Source organism: Alteromonas sp. Cnat3-28, from assembly GCF_022348265.1.
Lineage (GTDB): Bacteria > Pseudomonadota > Gammaproteobacteria > Enterobacterales > Alteromonadaceae > Alteromonas > Alteromonas macleodii.
Map to the genome: position 1 here is coordinate 1 of NZ_JAKREY010000044.1, position 5,214 is coordinate 5,214.

Genomic DNA, 5,214 nt, shown 5'->3' on the forward strand with positions numbered 1-5,214 from the left:
AATAGATAGCAGAGCAATCATAAACTCAAGTTTCTTCTTTTTTGGGAGAGATTCTACGATAGTATTTATATCGTTTTCGAGTGCAGCAGCAGATTTTCCATTCAATACCAAGTTTTCATCTACACTGACGCAACCAGTAATAAGTAAAAAAGATAGTGTAAAAAATAAAGATTTCATAAAATTCCTTTTTGAATATAACACCCCGCTTAGGGGCAATAACACGTGGGCTAAAATTGGAGCGAAGCGACTGAGCCCACGTGTTATTGTCCCAGGGAGCTTGAGACCGACTACAGCGGTTTGTTATACGCGATGCTTAAAAATACCTTCGTTTGTTGCCAAATGACATGCTTGGCTGTACAAAAAAGAAAGGTGCCCTACTATTGGCTTGAAAAAATCTGCACCACCATTTGGTAAATGAGCCATGCCTGTTTTTTTAATTGGTCGAATCACTGGATCTAATAACTCTTCAGTCAGGTCACAATTTACATCGTGTGCCAGTTCATTACGCAACTTATTTAAAGCTCCGACTGACTCCCAAAACCAGTTTAAATTTTCGTTCGATTTTAAAGCCCGCGCTAATTTAAAAACCTGACTAAAAGTTAGGGACATTGACATAACCGAATCACAGTCATAAAACGCGCTCGCGAGGTATTCTTTCAATTTTTCTTCTATCAACAAATGAGTCTTCAGAACAAGTAACTCGTATTTATCTTCTTTGTTGAATGCAAGAGATGCTTTTCTCAAGTGCTCTAAAGATATATCCATGTTACCTCTAGCGTATAACTTTTCAATAACGGGCGCAGGCACGTAGGGCATAATAGCGAAGCGGCCCTGCGTGTATGCGTCCCAGCGAACGAAGTGAGTGCGTTTATTGAGTTGTTATGTAGCTTACTCAAAACACCAATCCTTTGCTTCGATAAGTATTCTTGCAATCTCAATTGAATTTTGTGAAGCGTCACTTCTTCCCATTGAGTTTATCTCTAAACCAGCGAGATGTTTTGCTATTTTTTCTTCGTTGCTGTCCGATATGAGGTAATCAAGAACCTTGGGTACATAAGAGCGATATTCGTCTCTCGCAGCTGGGATTTCCTTGCAATCAAGAGGGTCCCATAGGTAAAACAAAATTTCATCTACGGCTTTGAAAAGCTGTTGTTCAGAATGCTTCATTTTGAATTCCCTTTGCTACATAACTTTTAAATAAGGGGTGTAAGCATGTGGGGCATAATGGCGAAGCCGCCCCGCATGCTTGCGTCCCAGCGAACGCAGTGAGTGACTTGATTTTTTTGTTATGTGCGTCCCTAAAATTACCTAGAATTTGCATTTAATCTGATACTCCTTTTCTCCAGTTTTCCATTTTGCTGACTAAACCTGGGTAGCGCCAGTCCATGATATAGATAAAAGGCGATAAAAAAAGAACAACCAAACCCAATAACAACAGAGATTCTCTAATAGAGCTGACACCCAATTGGTTAATTTTGGTTTGAATAATAGATAGGAAGAGCAGCATGCCGAAAATAAAAGGTAGCATTAAAAGGTAATGCTTAATCAAATTAGAAACTGTTCTTTGTTTAGCTATATGGCGAGTTTGAAGCCTGCAATGAAACTCTACAGTTAACGCATTTAGGATAGTTGCAATTACTGCTATTAAAGCTAATTCAAACAATTAAAATATCCATATCGTAGAAGCACATAACGCCCCACTTAGGGGCAAATACACGTAGGCTAAAATTGGAGCGAAGCGACTGAGCCTACGTGTATTTGTCCCAGCCCGCTTGCGGGCGACTACAGTGGTTTGTTAGGCATCCTTTCTACCTAAGAACTCTGAAACTAGCTCCCACCTATCTTCATAGGATTCGTATTCTGGAATGTTTTTCAGATTTACCTTACCCCAGTCTGCGCTTCGAGGGGCGGACGCTATTACTTCGACTGGGAATATAAAATACCGAGGTGGCAACACTTCTTTTTTACCGTCCTTTGACCCGCGATTGAGTAGAACTACAACAACGAAATCGCAATCGAAATTTTTTATTGGAAAACCAGCGGCACCAGTCCGCCAACGACTTTTGACTTGAATCATTGCCGATTTATTTGATTCGGGGTTTGTCGCCACTAAGTCATAGCCAGGCATGTTTGTGTATGTTTTATAAGAAGCAATCTTATGCAACAGCAATTGACCTAAAACCAGGAATTCTGCTCCTTCTGCTTCCAATCGAGTGTCTAATCTCGGCATGTTACTCCTTGGTGCCTAACGCTAAGCTTTGGGGCGCTAGCGCGTGGGCTAAAATCCGAACGAAGTGAGTCAGCCCACGTGTTAGCGTCCCAGCGACCGAAGGGAGTGCCAACAGCGTTTTGTTATACACACATCAACCGTGATGCCTGCGAATATGCGTAATCAACTTAGCATCATTGAATTCTAAGGTTACTATATTTACTGAGCTGTAGGTTATATCTTTGTCTAAATGATTCGGCCTTACTTTTCCTGACTCAGTCATTTTAATAATGGCGACATTTCCCCCAGTCATTATTTCGTTTATAACTATTGAACTGTAGTAAATTTTGTCACTCATTTTGGCAATTAGACCTTCACGTAAAGCGGACTTTTCCGTAATCGTTACTTTAAACTTCACATGTTCATCGACAAACTCATCTGCAATTAAATTAATAAAGGCATCAATATCCTGAATTGTAGTATCAGGTTGCTGTCGAGCATTTTTGGCTTCAACAAATTTTGTCGCTAGTTGCTCCAGTTCTCCCTCTGAGAGAGCAGCATTGGCAACAAACGAAAGAGGTAAAGAAACAAATAAAAGTATGAGCTTATACATAACCTTCCTTGTGTGTATAACTTTCCAATAACGGGCGCAGACATGTGGGGCATAATGGCGAAGCCGCCCCGCGTGTATGCGTCCCAGCGAACGTAGTGAGTGCGTTTATTGGCTTGTTATGTGCGATCCTCAATAGACTGCTTATAGCCGACTGTTTTATTTACTGTAACTTCAAATTGAACTCGCGAAACGCTTTTAGTTTCCCTACCGAGAGAACCCTCCACATTTGCATCGGCTACATATATTTTTGATGAAACGCCACTCACTACATCGATCTTTGAGGCTGATGTTACAGCAATATCAAATGAAACTGTATGAGGCTTTTTAACTTGTGTATTTTGATCGTTTTTTCCATTTTCCATTAGGTAATGTGACTCAACATCTTCAACTTTTGAGCTTAAGTCCTTATTAGCGTATGCAATACCTTTCGCAATTTGAACCAAACTTTGATGAACAAAATCTTGCAGCTCAACTTTTTGAGTTCCTCTATCTTTATCTCTAAATAGTTTTCTAAACATAATATTACTTCCTTGTTAAATGTATTATAGAGCACATAACTTTTAAATAAGGGGCGCAGACATGTGGGCTAAAATGCGAAGCAGCCCACGTGTATGCGTCCCAGCGAACGCAGTGAGTGCCTTAATTTTTTTGTTAGGTGCGTGTAGATACATCCTAGTTTTCCCTGCCAAGGTAAGCCCTGATTGATGAAATTAAACCTGCGTTATTGAATGTTAAAACGTCGACAACGTAAAGTACTTCTGTCTGGTTAACTATAATCTTGAGCTCTCCAGAGACTGAATTCTCGTTTTCCATAATATTTAAGATTTCGATTTCCAAACTTGAAGCATTGTTAAAATTCTTCTGAGTTTCTGATATGGCGATAGCTTTACCATGAACAGAGATTTTCCAATCTCTTAAATGAATATCGGGTGCAAAGAGTTTTGAAACCGCTTCGATATCTTTTTTTTGATAGCTAAGAAGATACGATTTAAATTTTTCTGAATTATTCATTTTCAATCCTTAGAAGCACCTAACTTTTCAATAACGGGCGCAGGCACGTGGGGCATAATGGCGAAGCCGCCCTGCGTGTATGCGTCCCAGCGAACGAAGTGAGTGAGTTTATTGAGTTGTTATGCACCTAAACCACCGTATATGAGAGTGTAACCGGTGAGCCAATAGAAAAAGAAGCTTTAGTGATAAAATTTGGCAGATCAATGACTCTTGAATCGTACTCAGTTACAAATGAAACGAAGATATCTGTATTCTCTACTTCTACATTATTAGAAGTTATAAAACTTCCTATAAATTCCAGTGAAGATGGTGTCAGAGGCACGCACACGACAAAACCACCTAATTTTTTATTAGGTCTACAAGATGAGGCTTCAAGGCTTGATTTGATTTCGTTGGATAATTCTTCTGTAAGCGAAAAGAATCTAAAGCTGATATTTAATTCAATGTCTGAGTCCATTCAATGTGTCCGTAGGTGCATAACGGCCCGCATAACAGGCAAAAATACGTAGGCTATAATACTGAGCGAAGCGAAGGGAGCCTACGTGTTTTTGTCCCAGCGAGCCCGCGAGCGAGTTTATGCGTTTGTTATGTTCGCCCACTTTCATCCTATTAAGCCGCTTTTGAGCATACGGTAATAGCCACTTGAAAAAGTGTTGTAAGCGACAAATAAGCAAAAACTTATAAGTAAAGCAGGTTTCAACCAGTCAATTCCTCTTAGTTGGTCATTATAAGCTAGATAAGCAAATAAAATTGCAGCGGCTATGAAGACGAAGCCAAAGAGAAAAACTGCAATAGCAAAAAAAGAATCCAACTGAACTTTTCCTTTTTAGAACATAACGCTAAGCTAAGGGGCGATTGCACGTGGGGCATAATAACGAAGTGGCCCCGCGTGTAAGCGTCCCAGTGACCGAAGGGAACGACTTAAGCGCTTTGTTAGAAGCAGAGCCTGTTCCGTTGGCCTTTTTAAAAACTAATGAAGCCAGCATACGATTGATTGTTTAAGCAAACAAGTGAAACGACAGCGCGGTGATGTTTTTGAAGTAACTGTAGCAAGCCGCCATTTGTACTAACAAACGCATTGGCGCTTGCTGACCCAAAATAAGAACTTGGTGACAAAGCGCCTAATGCGCAACCGCAGGACTTAAAGCGGCGACATTAAAACTACCAAAAGCCAAAGCGATGCTAGTAAAGACAGGTGAGGCTAGTTGAACTGATTGTTTGATTAAGCCAAACGCAGTTTAGGCTGACGCCTTCTAACATTAAGCTAAGCGGCGCAGTTGCGTGGGGCATAATGGCGAAGCCGCCCCGCGTAAATGCGTCCGAGCGACCGAAGGGAGTGGTCTTTAGCGCTTTGTTAGAAGCAGAGCCATTTCCTTTGGTC

8 protein-coding genes are annotated in these 5,214 nt (G+C 40.7%); all 8 read right to left on the reverse strand.

Features of this window, described 5'->3' with window-relative positions; genetic code table 11:
- Nucleotides 1-300: 300 nt before the first annotated feature.
- Nucleotides 301-765, reverse strand: a complete 465-nt coding sequence (locus MHM87_RS19670) for a hypothetical protein (protein ID WP_239260849.1) — start codon at nt 763-765, stop codon at nt 301-303.
- A 123-nt stretch (nt 766-888) separates the two neighbouring features.
- Nucleotides 889-1,167, reverse strand: coding sequence for a hypothetical protein (locus MHM87_RS19675; protein WP_239260851.1), 279 nt, complete (start codon nt 1,165-1,167; stop codon nt 889-891).
- Between the two features lie 154 nt (nt 1,168-1,321).
- On the reverse strand, nt 1,322-1,663 hold the full coding sequence (locus MHM87_RS19680; protein ID WP_071968913.1) for a hypothetical protein: 342 nt from the start codon (nt 1,661-1,663) through the stop codon (nt 1,322-1,324).
- A gap of 132 nt (nt 1,664-1,795) precedes the next feature.
- Nucleotides 1,796-2,230 (reverse strand): hypothetical protein, encoded by a 435-nt coding sequence (locus MHM87_RS19685; protein WP_239260853.1) that lies wholly within the window; start codon nt 2,228-2,230, stop codon nt 1,796-1,798.
- A 133-nt stretch (nt 2,231-2,363) separates the two neighbouring features.
- Entirely contained in the window at nt 2,364-2,822 is a 459-nt protein-coding gene (locus MHM87_RS19690) for a hypothetical protein (protein ID WP_101564771.1), read from the reverse strand.
- 116 nt (nt 2,823-2,938) lie between these two features.
- Nucleotides 2,939-3,340 (reverse strand): hypothetical protein, encoded by a 402-nt coding sequence (locus MHM87_RS19695; protein WP_239260854.1) that lies wholly within the window; start codon nt 3,338-3,340, stop codon nt 2,939-2,941.
- Between the two features lie 154 nt (nt 3,341-3,494).
- The gene (locus MHM87_RS19700) at nt 3,495-3,833 is read right to left on the reverse strand and encodes a nuclear transport factor 2 family protein (RefSeq protein ID WP_239260856.1); all 339 of its coding nucleotides are present in this window, start codon (nt 3,831-3,833) and stop codon (nt 3,495-3,497) included.
- Nucleotides 3,834-3,960: 127 nt separating this feature from the next.
- The gene (locus MHM87_RS19705; protein WP_239260858.1) at nt 3,961-4,290 is read right to left on the reverse strand and encodes a hypothetical protein; all 330 of its coding nucleotides are present in this window, start codon (nt 4,288-4,290) and stop codon (nt 3,961-3,963) included.
- Nucleotides 4,291-5,214 lie beyond the last annotated feature (924 nt).

Excerpts from the sequence above, each read along its gene's own strand:
- MHM87_RS19690 (WP_101564771.1), bottom strand. The coding sequence starts at position 2,822 with ATGTATAAGCTCATACTTTTATTTGTTTCTTTACCTCTTTCGTTTGTT.
- MHM87_RS19670 (WP_239260849.1), bottom strand. The coding sequence starts at position 765 with ATGGATATATCTTTAGAGCACTTGAGAAAAGCATCTCTTGCATTCAAC.
- MHM87_RS19705 (WP_239260858.1), bottom strand. The coding sequence starts at position 4,290 with ATGGACTCAGACATTGAATTAAATATCAGCTTTAGATTCTTTTCGCTT.
- MHM87_RS19700 (WP_239260856.1), bottom strand. The coding sequence starts at position 3,833 with ATGAATAATTCAGAAAAATTTAAATCGTATCTTCTTAGCTATCAAAAA.
- MHM87_RS19695 (WP_239260854.1), bottom strand. The coding sequence starts at position 3,340 with ATGTTTAGAAAACTATTTAGAGATAAAGATAGAGGAACTCAAAAAGTT.
- MHM87_RS19685 (WP_239260853.1), bottom strand. The coding sequence starts at position 2,230 with ATGCCGAGATTAGACACTCGATTGGAAGCAGAAGGAGCAGAATTCCTG.
- MHM87_RS19675 (WP_239260851.1), bottom strand. The coding sequence starts at position 1,167 with ATGAAGCATTCTGAACAACAGCTTTTCAAAGCCGTAGATGAAATTTTG.